This is a genomic window from Trueperaceae bacterium, from assembly GCA_031581195.1.
Taxonomy (GTDB): domain Bacteria; phylum Deinococcota; class Deinococci; order Deinococcales; family Trueperaceae; genus SLSQ01.
On record JAVLCF010000068.1, the window covers coordinates 1 to 13737 of the forward strand.

The window sequence follows — 13737 nt, forward strand, 5'->3', positions numbered from 1 at the left end:
ACCCAGGGCGCCGCCAACGCCGCGCCGGACGTGGCGTTCGCCGCCGCGTCGCGGCCCGGCGTCGTGCGGCGCGTCAACCAGGACGCCGGCTTCGCCGGCCTCGTGGACGGCCGCGCGCTGGTGGCGGTCGCGGACGGGATCGGGGGGCACGACGCGGGGGAGGTCGCCAGCCGGACGGCGGTGGAGACCGTCCGCGAGCGGTTGGCGCGAGGGCGGGGGCCGGCGCCGGTCGCGATGGCGCGCGCCGTCGCCGACGCCGACCGGGCGGTCCGGCGGGCGCAGGGCGCGGCGCCGGGCCGCGAGGGCATGGGGACGACGCTGAGCCTGGTGTGGATCGACGGCGACGTCGCGGTCCTCGCGCACGTCGGCGACACGCGCGCATACCTGCTGCGCGGGGGCCGCGTCGAGCGCCTGACCGACGACCACAGCCTGGTCGCCGAACGCGTCCGCCAGGGCCTCCTGAGCGAGGGGGAGGCGGCGGGGCACCGCCTCCGGAACGTCATCACGAACGCCTTGGGGGCCGACGCGCCGCTCCGTATCGACGTCGGGCACGTCCCCCTGGAGGCGGGCGACCGGCTGGTCGTCGCGAGCGACGGGGTGACGACGCTGTTGGACGAGGGCACCCTCGCCGACCTGGCGGCGGGACCGCCGGAGGCGGCGGTCGAGGCGATCCTGGACGCGGCGGACGCGCGCGGCAGCGCCGACAACGTCACGGTGGCGTTGGCGGTCGTGCACCGCGTGCGGGCGGGCGTCCGTCGCTACGCGCTGCCGGCGGCGGAGGACGCCGCCGCGCCGGCGGAGCCGGGCGGCGCCAGCCCGCGCGCCGGCGCGGTGAGCCTGGTGGCGACCCATGACCCGGCGTGGCTGCAGCCGCTCCAGCGTCGCTACCCGGGGCGGAGCCCCGCCGCGCGCCTCCGGGGGGCGCTGCGCGCGGTTCGCGCGGCGGCCTCGTGGGCCGCGTCGGGCCCGGGGGTGGGCCCGGGCGTGGGCCCGGAGGCGTCCGATGCGGCGCAGGGGGCGGGGCCCGACCGGGCGACGTGGGCGTGGTGGGCGGCGGCGGCGGGGGCGTTGGCGCTGCTGGTGGCGTTCGCGCTGGGCCGCTGAGCGGCTGCTAGAGTCGCGGCATGAGCGAACGCATCCTGGTGAACACGAACGACGCGCCCGCCGCGGTGGGCCCCTATGCGCAGGCGGTGAAGGTCGGGACGATGCTGTACACGTCGGGGCAGATCCCGCTGGCGTTGGACGGCACGCTCGTCGACGGCGACGTCGAGATGCAGACGCGGCAGGTGCTCGCGAACCTGACGGCGGTCCTGCGGGCGGGCGGGTCGGACCCCGCGCGGGTCGTGAAGTGCACCGTCTACCTGGCGGACATCGCCGACTTCCAGCGCGTCAACGCCGTGTACGCCGAGACGTTCACGGACGCGCCGCCGGCCCGCAGCGCCTTCCAGGTGGGGGCGCTGCCGTTCGGGGCGGCGGTCGAGATCGAAGCGATCGCGGTGTGCGACCCCGGCTGAGCGGACGTCCGGCGGGTCAGAGGAACAGCGCGGCGACGTAGGCGAGGTAGGCGGCCAGCAGCCCGGCGCCGGCGACGCGGCCCAGCCGCCCGGCGAGGGCGAACGCCAGGACCGTGGCGACGGAGAAGCCAACGGCGACCGCGAGGTCGCCGCCGACCTCCGGGAGCGCGACCGGGAGGCCGGTCGCGAGCGACGCGACCCCGAGGACCGCGAGGACGTTGAAGAGGTTCGAGCCGGCGATGTTGCCGAGGATCATGTCGCCCTGCCGGCGTACGGCGGCGGCGACGGCGCTGGCGAGCTCGGGGAGGCTGGTGCCGAACGCGACCATCGTGAGGCCGACGACGCGCTCGGGCACCCCGAGGGTGGCGGCGAGGTCGACGGCGCCGCGCACGACGAGGTCCGCGCCGAGCACCAGGACGCCGAGCCCGAGCAGGACGGTGCCGACGCTGCGCCAGAGCGGGCCGCCGGGCGCGTCGGCCGGGTTCGCGAGCGTGTCGCGGTCGTGGCGGACCAACAGCGCCAGGTAGACGCCGAGCGCGGCGAGGAGCCACGCCCCGTCGAGGCGGCCGAGGTGGCCGTCCCACGCGAGGGGGACCAGCAGCAGCATGGCGGCCACGCCGAGCGGGAGGTCGCGCCGGGTGAACGAGGCGTTCCCGGCGAGGGGGGCGAGGAGCGCGGTCGCGCCGAGGATGAGGCCGACGTTGGCGACGTTGCTGCCGAGCACGTTGCCGACGCCGACGTCGGGGGCGCCCTGGAGGCTGGAGGCGACCGTCGCGGCGAGCTCGGGGGCGCTGGTCCCGAAGGCGACGACGGTGAGGCCGATCACGAGGGGGCTGACGCCGATGCGGACCGCGAGGGCGGCCGCGCCGCGCACGAGCCAGTCGCCGCCGAACGTCAGGGCGACGAAGCCGGCGAGGAGGAAGAGGACGCTCACGCGCGTGAGGGTAGCACCCCCTCGGTCCGGGGCCCGGAGCGATGCGCGTGCCGGCTGCGCCGTTGCGGGGTCGCCGGGGGTCTGCCATGATGCGGTGTGATCCCGACGTCGCGCCCCACCCCGTCCCGACGCGCGCTGCGCCGTGGGGGGACGCCCTGATGGGCCGCCTCCTGGACGTCGTGCTGTTCGCCGGCTTGGCGCTCGTGGCGGGCGGCATCGTGTGGACGTTGTTCACGATGAACGCCCCCGACGTACGGACGCGCGACGCCGCGCCGCCCCCCGCGGAGGACGGCGCGACCCCGGGGGCGGTCGTGCCGGTCGACCCGCGCGACCTGGCGCCGGACGCGGACGCGACCGACGTCGTGCCGGTCGCGCCCGACGCGCTGGCCGGCGGGGAGAGCGACGCGGAGGGCGATTCGGAGGCCGACGCGGAGGCGGCTCCGGAGGTCGACGCGGTGAACGAGGCGGAGAACGAGGCGGACGCGGGGGGCGACGCGGAGGCGGCGGAGGGGGATGCGGAGGCCGACGCGGACGGGGCGGGGCCGGACCCGACGGTGCCGGCGGCGGAGGCGGGGACGCCCGCCGCGGACGACGCGGTGACGCTGGGGCGGGTCGGCTACACGTACGTCACCGGGGGGGCGGGGGCGTGCGGCGTGACGCTGGAGGCGTGGCGGCACGTGGCGGTGAGTCGGGAGCTGCTGGAGGCGTACGGGTGCGGCGCGGAGCTGGTGTTGACGTTGGACGCGCCGGTGGCGGGTCGGGAGCGCGTCGAGGTGATCGTGGGCGACACGATGAACGAGGCGTGGTCGCGGACGGTGAACGTGTACGTCGGTGAGGACGAACCGGCGCTCGAGTACGGCCTCGGGACGGGGCGGCTGGCGCCGGCCGGGACCGACTGACCCCCTAGCGCATCGGGGCAGGCCGTGCAAGGGGAAGCCGGCCGACGCGGGCGTCGGCCTCCGTCTGCCAGGGTGAACGGGAAGGCCCGGACCCCCCGGGCGGAAAGGAGCGCGCATGAGCACCACCTACGATCTCCACGGCAAGGTCGCCATCGTCACCGGAGCGGGGAGCGGCATCGGCGAGGCCGCCGCGAAACGCATGGCGGAGGGCGGCGCGATGGTCCTCGTCGCCGACCTCGACGTCGACAACGGCCAGCGGGTCGCGAACGACCTGGGCGACGCGGGCGCCTTCTTCGAGGTGAACACCGGCGTGGCGGAGCAGGTCGAGGCGATGGTCGCGAAGGCGGTCGAGCGCTTCGGGCACCTGGACGTGATCGTCAACAACGCCGGGATCGGGGGGCCGCAGGCCCCGACCGGCGAGTACCCGCTGGACGGCTGGCAGCAGGTGATGGACGTCAACCTGAACGGCGTCTTCTACGGGATGCGCTACGCGATTCCGGAGATGCTGAAGCGGGGCGGCGGGTCGATCGTGAACATCGCGTCGATCCTCGGTAGCGTCGGCTTCGCGAACACCGCGGCGTACGTCGCGGCGAAGCACGCGGTGGTCGGCATGACGAAGAGCACCGCGATCGAGTACTCGGGGCAGGGGATCCGCGCGAACTCGGTCGGGCCGGCGTTCATCGAGACGCCGCTCGTGAAGAACAACCTGAGCGCGGAGATGCTGCAGATGCTGGAGGGGATGCACCCGATCGGGCGGCTGGGCCGGCCCGAGGAGGTCGGGGCGTTGATCGCCTTCCTCGCGAGCGACGACGCGTCGTTCGTGACCGGCTCGTACCACCTCGTCGACGGGGCGTACACGGCGCAGTAACGCCGCGCCCCCCGCACGCGAACGGACCGGCCTCGGCCGGTCCGTTCGCGTGCGGGGGGTGGGGTCGGGTGCGTTCAGGCGCTCTCCGACCCGCCCTCGTCCTGGTAGGCGACCTGCTCGCGGCGCATGGTGCGCGCCACGAGGACGACGTAGGCGACCATCAGGCCGGTCACGAACGTGCCGGCGAGGAAGAGGAAGAGGTAGGGCATCTCAACGCCGGGTGGCGTTCTGGACGTAGATGCCGAGCGCCAGGATGCTGGGCACCCAGAGGCCGACGAAGACGCCGGCGTCGTGGTTGCCTTGGAACCACAGCGCGACGGACAGCACGAAACTGAGGAAGGCGGCGAGCGGTGGGAGTAGGACCTGGACGTTCATGGAATCCCTCCAATCCCGTCCGTACCGTGGCACGCCGCCCCGGGGGCGGACCGTGGGCGCGCCCCCCGAAACGACGCGCGGACCGGCCTGGGGCCGGTCCGCGCGCGGGCTGGGACGTGCGGGGGATGGGGGGTGGGGTCAGGCCTGGCGCCAGAGCAGCGCCCGCTTGACCTCCTCGATCTGTTTCGTGATGGGGATGTCGCGGGGGCACGCCTCGGTGCAGTTGTAGGCGGTGCGGCAGCGCCACAGGCCGCTGGGTTGGTTCAGGGCGGCGAGGCGTTCGTCGGTCGCCTGGTCCCGCGAGTCGAAGATGAAGCGGTGCGCGTTGACGATGGCGGCGGGCCCGACGTAGTTGCCGTTCGTCCAGAACACCGGGCAGGACGTGGTGCAGGCGGCGCACAGGATGCACTTCGTGCTTTCGTCGAAGATCTCGCGGTCCTCGGGGCTCTGCAGCCGCTCGCGGGCCGGTTCGGGGTCGTCGTTGACGAAGTACGGCAGGACCGACTTGTAGGAGTCGAAGAACGGGTCCATGTCGACGATGAGGTCCTTGACGACGTCCAGCCCCCGGATCGGTTCGACGTTGATGGTGCTGCCGAGGTCGCGGACCAGCAGTTTGCAGGCGAGGCGGTTGACGCCGTTGATCAGCATCGCGTCGCTGCCGCACACGCCGTGCGCGCAGCTGCGGCGGTAGGAGAGCGAGCCGTCCATCTCCCACTTGATCTGGTTCAGCACGTCGAGCACCCGGTCGGTGGGGCGCACGTCGAGGCGGTACTCCGCCCAGTAGGCGCGCGCGTCCTTCTCGGGGTCGTAGCGCTTGATCTTGACGGTGACGTTCGTGGTGTCCAGCGCGGGGGGTGGGGCGGCCGCGCCGGGGGTGGGGGTGGCGGCGTCCATCAGTAGACCCTCGGCTTGGGTTCGTACTTGCCGAGCGTGACCGGCTTGGCGCCGACCCGGACGCTGCCGTCCTCGTTGCGGTAGACCATCGTGTGCTCCAACCAGCGGTCGTCGTCGCGGTCCTGGTGGTCCTCGCGGCTGTGCGCGCCGCGCGACTCGGTGCGGTTGCGGGCGGCGTACACGAGCTGTTCGGCGTTGTCGAGCAGGAAGCCGAGCTCGACGACCTCCATGAGTTCGGTGTTGAACACCTGCCCGTCGTCCTCGACGCTCACGTGCGCGTAGCGCGCGCGGAGGTCGGCGAGGATCTCCACCTGCTTCGCGAGGGTCGCTTCGGTGCGGAACACCGAGGCGTTGTCCATCATCGTGTCCTGGAGTTCCTTGCGGATGTGGACGGCGCGCTCCGAGCCGCTCGCGGCGCGGATGCGGTGCAGCTCCTCGCGGGCGCGGTCGTCGGCGCCGGCGGGCATCGCTTCGTACTCGACGGAGGCGGCGTACTTCGCCGCTTCGATGCCGGCGCGGCGCCCGAAGACGATCAGGTCCCCGAGGCTGTTCGTGCCGAGGCGGTTGGCGCCGTGCAGGCTGGCGCAGGCGACCTCGCCGGCGGCGTAGAGGCCGCGGACGACGGTGCCGTCGCCGTCGGCGACGACCTCGGTGTCGATCGTCGTGGGGATGCCGCCCATGGCGTAGTGCGCGGTCGGTTGGACCGGGACGGGTTCCTTGATGGGGTCCACCCCGAGGTAGATGCGGGCGAACTCGGTGATGTCGGGCAGGCGCTCCTCGATGATCTCCGCGTCGATGTGCGTCAGGTCCAGGTGGATGTAGTCGCCGTCGGGCCCGACGCCGCGCCCCTCCTGGATCTCGAGGTACATCGCGCGCGACACCATGTCGCGCGGCGCGAGGTCCTTGATCGAGGGGGCGTAGCGCTCCATGAAGCGTTCGCCGTCCTTGTTGCGCAGGATGCCGCCCTCGCCGCGCGCCCCTTCGGTCAGCAGCACGCCGATCTTGTAGAGGCCGGTCGGGTGGAACTGGTAGAACTCCGGGTCCTCGATCGGCAGGCCGCGCCGCCAGACGATGCTGGTGAGGTCCCCCGTCAGCGCGTGCGCGTTGCTGGTGACCTTGAACATGCGGCCGTTCCCGCCGGTCGCGATGATCGTCGCTTTGGCGTGGAAGACGTGGATCTCGCCGGTCGCGAGCTCGTACGCGACGACCCCGCGGGCGCTGCCGTCCTCGAGCACGAGGTCGAGGACGTGGAACTCGTTGAAGAAGGTGACCTGGTCCTTGATCGACTGCTGGTAGAGCGTCTGCAGGATCATGTGGCCGGTCCGGTCCGCGGCGTAGCAGGCGCGCTCGACGGCGCTCTTGCCGAACTCGCGGGTGTGCCCCCCGAACTTGCGTTGGGCGATGCGGCCCTCCGGCGTGCGGCTGAACGGCAGGCCCATGTGCTCGAGTTCGTAGACGGCGTCGACGACCTCGTGCGCGAAGGTTTCCGCGACGTCCTGGTCGGTGAGGTAGTCGCCGCCCTTGACGGTGTCGAAGGCGTGCCACTCGGGGTGGTCTTCGCTGACGTTGCCGAGCGCCGCGCCGACCCCGCCCTGCGCCGCGCCGGTGTGCGAGCGGGTCGGGTAGAGCTTGCTGATGACGGCGACCTTGACGTCCTTGTTCTGGGCGGCGTAGCGGGCCGCCATGAGGCCGGCACCTCCGGCGCCGACCACGATCACGTCGTACTTGTGGGCCCTGGGCACGATGACCTCCTAGTCGAGGGCGCGCACCGCGGCGCCCATTTCGTCGTAGCTGAATGCCCACAGCGTCATCGTCCCGAGGACGAACACGATGCCGGCGAGGGAGAACACGACGACCTTCGTCCAGAACCGGCGTCCCGGTTTTTGGATGTGGTCCTCGATGCTGTAGCGCAGGCCGTTGATGCCGTGCAGCATCGCGAAGGCCAGCAGGAAGGTGTCGTAGATCTTGACGCCGGGTTGGCTGAGGCGGTTCGCGACGTACGCGAAGTCGATGGTGCCGGCGTCGATCTGAATGTTGTTGAAGAACAGGTGGCCGAACACGAGGAAGACGAGCAGGAGGCCCGAAATCCGCATGAACACCCACCACACGAGTTCGCCGGACGCGCCGTAGGTGGAGCGGGCCGCCTGGTAGGTCTTGGGGGCGCTCGCCATCAGGCGATCCCCAGGATCTCGGGCACGATCTTCCAGAGGATCGGGATGCCGACCGCGGTGGTCGCCCCGAGCGCGCCGTACCAGAGGGCGCCCTGGTACTTCACGCCCCACTCGGTGAAGTCCATGAGGATGATCCGCAGGCCGTTGAAGGCGTGGTAGACGACGGCGGCCATCACCATCACCAGCCCGACGCGGAACGGCCACTGGTGGTAGAAGGCCAGGAAGGCGTTGAACGGCCCCTCGGGCCCGAACATCACCAGGCTGATGTCGATGACGTGCAGCAGCAGGAACAGCGCCAGCGCCACGCCGCTCAGGCGGTGCAGCACGAACGCCCACTGTCCCTCGCGTCCTCGGTACATGGTCGACCTCCCTCGGTCGTGAACGCGGTGGCCGCGTTCCCTTCGCGCCTTGGCGGCCGGTCGCCCCCCGACGGCCGGTCGCGCTTCGGCGGGAAGGCTACCACGCCCCCCGGTTGGACGAATTGCGCGCCCCGACGCGATGTGCGGCGTGCGGGTCGGGCGTGCGGAGGGGGGCGTGCGGGGGGGGCGTGTGGTCGGGCTGCGGGCGGGACGACGAAATCCTGACGTCTCCGGTGTAGATTGGGGGTCGTGCTGCTCGCCTTCGACCTGGACAACACCGTCGTCACCCGCGATCACGCCCTGCCGGCCGCGACCGACGCCGCGATTCGCAAGGCGCGCGACGCGGGCCACCTCGTCACGGTCCTCACCGGGCGCCCGTTGGCGTCCGCGACGCCGTTCGTGGAGGCGTTGGAGGTGCTGCCGGGGCCGTACTCGGTGAACCACGGGGCGCTCGTGTTCGGGCGCGCCGGGGAGGTCCTCAAGCGCCGCCGCATGACCCGCGCGCACGTCGAGGCGTTGCTCTCGCCGCCGCTGCGACCGCCCGACGTGCCGTACGCCTGCATGGTGGACGACGCGCTGTTCGTCGAGGACCCCGCCGACCCCCGCTGGTCGTGGGCGCACACCGCCAACCGGCGGGTCGAGCGCTACGCCGCGGGCGTGGTCCACGAGGCGGACAAGGTGGTGTTCTCCAGCAACGGTCGCAGCGCCGACCTGCAGGCCAGCATCGCCGCGGAGCACGACCTGACCTTCTACCGCTGGAACGACGGCTACCTCGAGATCACCGCGCGCGACGCGGACAAGGGCGCCGCCCTGGCGTTGATCGCGGAGACCCTCGCGGTCGCGCGGGAGGACGTCGTGGCGTTCGGGGACGGCGCGAACGACGTCACGATGCTCGCCTGGGCGGGCCACGGCGTGTCGGTCGGCCCGCACGCCTCGCCGGAGGTGCGCGCCGCGGCGCAGGAGCACGTGGCCGCCCCCGAGGAGGGCGGCGTCGCGGGGTGGCTCGCGGCGCACGCGCACGGCTGAGCGCCCGCGAACGGTCGTCTGCATTGGATCGTCCCCTGCCCCCCCGTACCCTCGTGCCCCGCCGCCGCCGGCCCCGCTTTCTGGGCCGCTCGCGCGTCTGGGAGGGGGGGGTGGTGGCGATCGCGGCGGTCGTGGCCGCCCCGATCCTGGTGGTGCTCGCGAGCGTCGTCGCGCCGACCGGCGACGTGTGGCGGCACCTGGCGACGACGGTGCTACCCGACTACGTCCGCAACTCGCTGGCGTTGATGGGGGGCGTGGGCGCCGGCACGCTGGTGCTGGGGGTGGGGGCGGCGTGGCTGGTGACGATGACCGACGTGCCGGGTCGGCGGACGTTCGAGTGGGCGTTGCTGTTGCCGATGGCGATCCCGGCGTACATCCTGGCGTACGCCTACACCGACTTCCTGCAGGTCTCGGGGCCGCTGCAGACGTGGTTGCGCGACGTGACGGGGTTGGGGTTGAGCGAGCTGCGGCTGCCGCGCGTGCGGTCGCTCGGGGGGGCGACGGCGATGCTGACGTTGGCGCTGTACCCGTACGTGTACCTGCTGACGCGCAGCGCCTTCCTGGAGCAGTCGGCGTCGGTGCTGGAGGCGTCGCGCAGCTTGGGGCGGGGGGCGTGGGCGAGCTTCGCGCGGGTCAGCCTGCCGTTGGCGCGGCCCGGCATCGCGGCCGGCGTGGCGCTGGCGTTGATGGAGACCCTCGCGGACTTCGGGACGGTGGAGTACTTCGGGGTCGTGACGTTCACGACCGGGATCTACCGCACCTGGTTCGGGTTGGGGGAGCGGGCGGCGGCGGCGCAGTTGGCGGCGTTGCTGCTGGCGTTCGTGCTGGTCCTCATCCTGCTCGAGCGGGGGTTGGGGCGGCGGCCGGACGCCGCGCCCCCCACCAGCCGCTTCCGGCCGCTGGCGCGCTACCCGCTGCAGGGGCTGCGCGCGGCCGGGGCGGCGGCGTTCCTGACGCTGCCGATCGTGCTGGGGTTCGTGCTGCCGGCCGGCATCCTGGTGGCGTTGGCGCTGGACGCGCCGGCCGGGATCGGGGCGGACGTGTTCGTCTACCTGCGCAACACGGTCGTGGTGGCGCTCGTCACCGCCGTCGCGACGCTCGCGGTGGCGTTGCTGCTGGCGTACGGGCGGCGCCTGCGCCCGAGCCCGGTGGTGCGGGCCGGGACGCGGGTGGCGGCGATGGGGTACGCGGTGCCGGGCTCGGTGATCGCGGTCGGGGTGCTGCTGCCGCTGGGGTGGCTCGACGGCCGCATCGATGCGGCGGCGGAGGCGGTGTTCGGGGTGGGGCCGGGCCTGCTGCTGAGCGGCACGATCCTGGGGTTGGTGTTCGCGTACCTGGTGCGTTTCCTGGCGGTGGCGTACGGGGGGATCGAGGCGAGCCTGCAGAAGATCACGGTGAACATGGACGACGCGGCGCGCGGTTTGGGGCGGCGGGGCCTGGCGACGCTGGCGACGGTGCACCTGCCGCTCCTGCGGGGGAGCCTGTTGACGGCGGCGTTGCTGGTGATCGTGGACGTGATGAAGGAGCTGCCGGCGACGTTGATCGTGCGGCCGTTCGACTTCGACACGTTGGCGGTGCGGGTGTACCGCCTGGCGTCCGACGAGCGCCTGCGGGAGGCGGCGCCGGGCGCGCTGGCGATCGCGGCGGTGGGGCTGGTGCCGGTGGTCGTCTTGAGCGTCGCGATCGCGCGGAGTCGACGCGACGGCGGGGGGCGCTGAGGCCCCCCGCCGGGTGTCGGGCGTGCGTCGCCGTCGGGGGCGTCAGCGCCAGCCGACGCGGTCGAAGATGCGGACCGCTTCGGGGTTGTTCTCCCCGTACGTGACGACGTTCACGGCGTCGCTGACGAAGTCGCCGAGGCCGGCGGCGGCGTCGCTGGGGGTGGCGCCGTCGAGCATCGGGAACTCGTTGTTGCTGGCGGCGAACGCCTCCTGCGCCTCCTCGCTCACGAGGAACTCGAGGAGCGCCCGGCCGTTGTCGGGGTTGGGGGCGGTGGCGACGAGGCCGCCGCCGCTGACGTTGACGTGCGCGCCGCGACCGTCCTGGTTGGGGTAGACGAAGCGGACGGCGTCGGCGACCTCGGCGTCCCCGGCGTCGTCGGAGGCGATGAGGCGCGAGAGGTAGTAGTGGTTGACGACGGCGACGTCGCACTCGCCGGCGGCGACGGCGCGGATCTGGTCGGTGTCGCCGCCCTGCGGCGGGCGCGCCATGTTGGCGTTCACGCCGGCCGCCCAGGCTTCGGCGGCGTCGGCGCCGACCGATTCGATGAGGCTAGCGACGAGCGACTGGTTGTAGATGTTGCTCGAGCTGCGGATGCAGACGCGGCCCTCCCACGCGGGGTCGGCGAGCGCCTCGTAGGTGGTGATGGCGCCGGGCTCGACGCGCTCGACGCTGGTGACGAGGCCGCGGACGCGTTGCGTGAGACCGAACCAGAGGCCGTCCGGGTGCAGGAAGGCGTCGGGCACGGCGGCCTCGACGACGTCGCTGTCGATGGGCTGGAGGAGGCCGGCCTGCTCGGCGCGCCAGAGGCGGCCGGCGTCGACGGTGAGGAAGACGTCGGCGGGGCCGGCGTCGCCCTCGCTCTGCATGCGGGCGATGAGTTCGTCGCTGTCGCCCTCGATGATGCGGACCTCGATACCGGTGGCGGCTTCGAAGCGTTCGTAGAGGGCTTCGTCGGTGGCGTAGTGGCGGGCGGTGTAGACGTTGACGACGTCGCTTTGCGCCAGCGCGACGCCGAACGCGAGGGCGAGGGTCGTCAGTAGGGCGGCCAGCGCGCCGGCCCTCGGCGTGAGGGGTCGGGGGTCGGGCATGGTCGTACCTTCCTTCCTGAATGCGGCGCCGTGCGCCGCGGCCTCCGTGCCGCGCCGGATCCGGGGGCCCACCGAATCCGGAGTGGTTCACTCGGCATTAGGCAAGATACCGACCCGGGACGCCCGGGTCAATACCCGAGCGAAGAACTCGGAATTGCTCCGAATTCCCTGCTGGACGGGGTTCAGCGGATCGCTTCGAGGAACTCCTGGCGGGTGCGCGGGTCGTCGCGGAAGGCGCCGCGCATCGCCGTCGTCCGGGTGCTCGACCCCTGCTTCTCCACGCCGCGCATCATCATGCAGAGGTGGCTGGCCTCGGTGACGACCGCCAAGCCGGTCGGCTGCAGCGTCGCCTCGAGCGCGTCGGCGATCTGCAGCGTCATCCGCTCCTGCACCTGCATGCGGCGCGCGAAGACGTCGACGACCCGCGCGAACTTGCTGAGGCCCAGGATCGTCCGGTCGGGGATGTAGGCGATGTGGGCGTGCCCGAAGAAGGGCAGCATGTGGTGCTCGCAGAGCGAGTAGAACTCGATGTTCTTCACGACCACCATCTCCGAGCCCTCGGCGTCGAACAGCGCGCCGTTGACGACGTCCTCGACCGAGGCCTGGTAGCCGCTCGTCAGGAAGCGCAGCGAGCGCTCCACCCGGCCCGGCGTCGCGACGAGCCCCTCGCGGGACACGTCCTCGCCGAGGCCGGTGATCAGCTCGCCCACGAGGGGTTCGAGGGTGGTTTCGCCGACCTCGTCGAAGTCGTCGGGGGCGGCGGGGTTCACGGGGTGCGATGGGTCGCGCATGGGTGCCTTTCCTCGGCGACGTCCCGGGGCACCGCGCCGCGGGTTCGGCGTCGGCGGGACGGGCCACGTGCGCGCAGACGCTACGCCCCCCGGCCCCCCGGTACCGTATCGCCCGGAACGCTCTACGCATCCCGTGCTAGCGTCACGGCCCGTGCGACGCGAACAACGCGACCCGAACGCGACCACCCTGCAGGCCACCGTCACCACCGTCGAGCGCGAGGACGGCGCGACGTGGGTCACGCTGTCCGACAGCCTCGTCTACCCCACGTCCGGCGGGCAGCCGCACGACCGCGCCACGTTGACGCACGCCGGCGGGCGCGCCGACGTCGTCGACGCCGTCCTCCCGCCCGGCGCGGAGGTCACCCCCGACGGCGCCCCCTCCCCGGTCCGCCACCGGCTCGAGGGCGCCCTCCCGCGCGAGGGGGACGCGGTCGAGCTCGTCCTCGACGTCGACCGCCGCCGCCGCCATCGCGAACGACACTCCGCGCAGCACCTGCTCAGCCGGGCGCTGCTGCACCAGGACCCGGCGTTCACCACCGAAGCGGTGTCGCTCGCCTCCGCCGACGCGACGATCGACGTCGCCGGCGAACCGGACGCGGCCGCGCTGCGCGCCGCGCTCGCCCTCGCCCGGACCTGGGCCCGCGCGAACCTCGAGGTCACCGCCTTCGAGGTCGACGAGGCCGACCTGGGCGCCCTCCCCCTCCGCCGCACCCCGAAGGTGCGCGGCACCGTCCGGCTGGTGCGGATGGGCGACGTCGAGCTGGCCGCCTGCGGCGGAACGCACGTCGTGCGCACCGCGGAGGTCCTGCCGCTGCTGGGGCTCCCCCCGCAGCGGGTCAAGGGCGGGCTCGTACGCCTCGCCTTCCGCGCGGGGCGCGACGCGACCGACCTGGCGCAGGCGACGCTCGACGACGCGCACGCCCTCGCCCGCGCGTTCAGCGCGGCGCCGGCCGACCTCCCCGAGCGCGTCGCGCAGCTCCGCGCCGACGCGAAGGCCGCAGCGCGCGCCGCCGACGCCGCCCGCGCCGACTGGGCCGCCGGCGCGGCGCGCGCAGGCCGCGACCCGCGCGGCATCCGCCACCTCGCATCCGCCCCCGAC

16 protein-coding genes are annotated in these 13737 nt (G+C 73.3%); 7 read left to right on the forward strand and 9 right to left on the reverse strand.

Annotated features, from left to right (window positions below; translation table 11 throughout):
* Positions 1-1104, forward strand: a 1104-nt coding sequence (locus RI554_07500; protein ID MDR9391857.1) for a protein phosphatase 2C domain-containing protein, incomplete at its 5' end; no start/stop codon positions are given.
* 20 nt (positions 1105-1124) lie between these two features.
* Positions 1125-1514 carry a Rid family detoxifying hydrolase gene (locus RI554_07505; protein MDR9391858.1) on the forward strand — a complete coding sequence of 130 codons (390 nt, stop codon included), beginning with the start codon at positions 1125-1127 and terminating at the stop codon, positions 1512-1514.
* Positions 1515-1530: 16 nt separating this feature from the next.
* Here RI554_07505 and RI554_07510 read toward each other — a convergent pair whose 3' ends face one another.
* Complete coding sequence (locus RI554_07510; protein MDR9391859.1) at positions 1531-2448, reverse strand: calcium/sodium antiporter; 918 nt, start codon at positions 2446-2448, stop codon at positions 1531-1533.
* Positions 2449-2534: 86 nt separating this feature from the next.
* Between RI554_07510 and RI554_07515 the strand changes: the two genes are divergently transcribed.
* Positions 2535-3347, forward strand: a complete 813-nt coding sequence (locus tag RI554_07515; protein MDR9391860.1) for a hypothetical protein — start codon at positions 2535-2537, stop codon at positions 3345-3347.
* Between the two features lie 115 nt (positions 3348-3462).
* Positions 3463-4215 carry an SDR family oxidoreductase gene (locus tag RI554_07520; GenBank protein MDR9391861.1) on the forward strand — a complete coding sequence of 251 codons (753 nt, stop codon included), beginning with the start codon at positions 3463-3465 and terminating at the stop codon, positions 4213-4215.
* Positions 4216-4289: 74 nt separating this feature from the next.
* Here the strand turns inward: RI554_07520 and RI554_07525 are convergent, their stop codons facing one another.
* The 6 genes from RI554_07525 to sdhC form a co-directional block, all read right to left on the reverse strand.
* Positions 4290-4424 (reverse strand): hypothetical protein, encoded by a 135-nt coding sequence (locus RI554_07525; protein ID MDR9391862.1) that lies wholly within the window; start codon positions 4422-4424, stop codon positions 4290-4292.
* 1 nt (position 4425) lies between these two features.
* Positions 4426-4590 carry a hypothetical protein gene (locus tag RI554_07530; GenBank protein ID MDR9391863.1) on the reverse strand — a complete coding sequence of 55 codons (165 nt, stop codon included), beginning with the start codon at positions 4588-4590 and terminating at the stop codon, positions 4426-4428.
* A 138-nt stretch (positions 4591-4728) separates the two neighbouring features.
* Positions 4729-5484 (reverse strand): succinate dehydrogenase iron-sulfur subunit, encoded by a 756-nt coding sequence (locus tag RI554_07535; protein ID MDR9391864.1) that lies wholly within the window; start codon positions 5482-5484, stop codon positions 4729-4731.
* Positions 5484-7226, reverse strand: coding sequence for a succinate dehydrogenase flavoprotein subunit (gene sdhA, locus RI554_07540; GenBank protein MDR9391865.1), 1743 nt, complete (start codon positions 7224-7226; stop codon positions 5484-5486). Before sdhA ends, RI554_07535 begins: the two co-directional genes overlap by 1 nt.
* A 9-nt stretch (positions 7227-7235) precedes the next feature.
* On the reverse strand, positions 7236-7655 hold the full coding sequence (locus RI554_07545) for a succinate dehydrogenase hydrophobic membrane anchor subunit (protein MDR9391866.1): 420 nt from the start codon (positions 7653-7655) through the stop codon (positions 7236-7238).
* Entirely contained in the window at positions 7655-8014 is a 360-nt protein-coding gene (gene sdhC, locus RI554_07550) for a succinate dehydrogenase, cytochrome b556 subunit (GenBank protein MDR9391867.1), read from the reverse strand. The genes RI554_07545 and sdhC overlap by 1 nt, the downstream gene beginning before the upstream one ends.
* Positions 8015-8263: 249 nt before the next feature.
* Here sdhC and RI554_07555 point away from each other — a divergent pair, with 249 nt between their 5' ends.
* Both RI554_07555 and RI554_07560 read left to right on the forward strand, forming a co-directional pair.
* Positions 8264-9040 (forward strand): HAD-IIB family hydrolase, encoded by a 777-nt coding sequence (locus RI554_07555; protein ID MDR9391868.1) that lies wholly within the window; start codon positions 8264-8266, stop codon positions 9038-9040.
* Between the two features lie 53 nt (positions 9041-9093).
* Complete coding sequence (locus tag RI554_07560) at positions 9094-10758, forward strand: iron ABC transporter permease (GenBank protein MDR9391869.1); 1665 nt, start codon at positions 9094-9096, stop codon at positions 10756-10758.
* Positions 10759-10800: 42 nt separating this feature from the next.
* Here the strand turns inward: RI554_07560 and RI554_07565 are convergent, their stop codons facing one another.
* Positions 10801-11847 carry a Fe(3+) ABC transporter substrate-binding protein gene (locus RI554_07565; GenBank protein MDR9391870.1) on the reverse strand — a complete coding sequence of 349 codons (1047 nt, stop codon included), beginning with the start codon at positions 11845-11847 and terminating at the stop codon, positions 10801-10803.
* A gap of 182 nt (positions 11848-12029) precedes the next feature.
* A complete protein-coding gene (gene folE, locus RI554_07570; GenBank protein MDR9391871.1) occupies positions 12030-12638 on the reverse strand; it encodes a GTP cyclohydrolase I FolE in 609 nt (202 codons plus the stop codon).
* A 151-nt stretch (positions 12639-12789) separates the two neighbouring features.
* Between folE and RI554_07575 the strand changes: the two genes are divergently transcribed.
* Positions 12790-13737: hypothetical protein (locus RI554_07575; protein ID MDR9391872.1), on the forward strand; the 948-nt coding region annotated here is incomplete at its 3' end.